This window comes from Lysinibacillus mangiferihumi (assembly GCF_003049665.1).
GTDB classification, from domain to species: Bacteria; Bacillota; Bacilli; order Bacillales_A; family Planococcaceae; genus Lysinibacillus; species Lysinibacillus mangiferihumi.
This window is the reverse complement of record NZ_PYWM01000105.1, coordinates 1-973: the sequence shown is the minus strand read 5'-3', so window position 1 is coordinate 973 and position 973 is coordinate 1. Positions and strand designations below refer to the sequence as shown.

At 32.8% G+C, this 973-nt stretch carries 2 protein-coding genes and 1 pseudogene; 1 reads left to right on the top strand and 2 read right to left on the bottom strand.

All coding sequences use genetic code 11. The features are described from left to right. Both C9J37_RS27750 and C9J37_RS29515 read right to left on the bottom strand, forming a co-directional pair. Positions 1-255 (bottom strand): hypothetical protein (locus C9J37_RS27750; protein WP_201262227.1); only part of this gene is annotated, 255 nt, incomplete at its 3' end. A 12-nt stretch (positions 256-267) separates the two neighbouring features. Next, entirely contained in the window at positions 268-705 is a 438-nt protein-coding gene (locus C9J37_RS29515; RefSeq protein ID WP_268808058.1) for a GIY-YIG nuclease family protein, read from the bottom strand. Here C9J37_RS29515 and C9J37_RS27740 point away from each other — a divergent pair. Continuing rightward, positions 637-973, top strand: a pseudogene (locus tag C9J37_RS27740) (transposase); the annotation flags it as partial. The gene C9J37_RS29515 and the pseudogene C9J37_RS27740 overlap by 69 nt on opposite strands.

The window sequence follows — 973 nt, the reverse complement described above, 5'->3', positions numbered from 1 at the left end:
ATATTCTAAGTTGACTAGCTTTTCGATACCATTCAAATTCTCATAACTTTTTCTACCTAAATTTAAGTATTCTAATTGAGTTAATTCACTTAAGAAATCTACATTTGGTAAAATCTTTTCATCCATCCCTAAAGAGATTCCATTAATGTTGTTATCCTTCAAAAAATTTATTACTTCTTTATCAATGAATTTAGATTCTTGGATAAACACATTATAATTTTTAAAATTTGTTTTTACAGTGACTACATCATACATTAAATTTCCCCCTTAAGGTTTACATCTAGTACCTTTTTTAATGTTCTTTCCAGGACTGTTAATCTTATTAGATAATTCTATTTTATCAGGATTAAATTTATTCATTTTATATTTCTCTATTAAATCATCTTCTAATTTAAATAAATCTTTATCGGTTAAGGCATTCAGATCATGAATAAAGCCAACTTTATCTAAAACAGCTGGTTCTAGTTTTTCTTTGTTTAGATGTTGATACAACCTCTTATAAAGATTTTTTGCCTTCCCAACATACATTCTATTTCCTTCTGGGAAGAAATAAACCCCACCTTTTTTAGCAAAAGGGCCTAAAAGCTCCTTTAAGAATAATCTATCTTCATATTTAGTAGGCTTAAATCCAACTAAGTGCTGGCTTACACGATTGCGCCAACCGAATCTGCGTACAACTGGCAGAAACTTCTCACTGAACTCCAAGAACGCGGTATCGAAGAAGTGCTTCTGTTTATGTCTGATGGCTTAAAAAGTATAGTAGATGCTATTTCTACGGTCTTTCCAAAAGCACAGTACCAAACGTGTCTCGTTCATGTAACACGAAATCTATCACATAAAGTTCGAGTGGAAGATCGCTCAGAAGTGTGCGAGGATTTCAAGACAATCTATCAAGCTGAACACAAAGAAGCTGGCCAAGATGCGCTGGATTCCTTCTGTTCGAAGTGGCAAAAAGCGTATCCAAAAGTAGTGA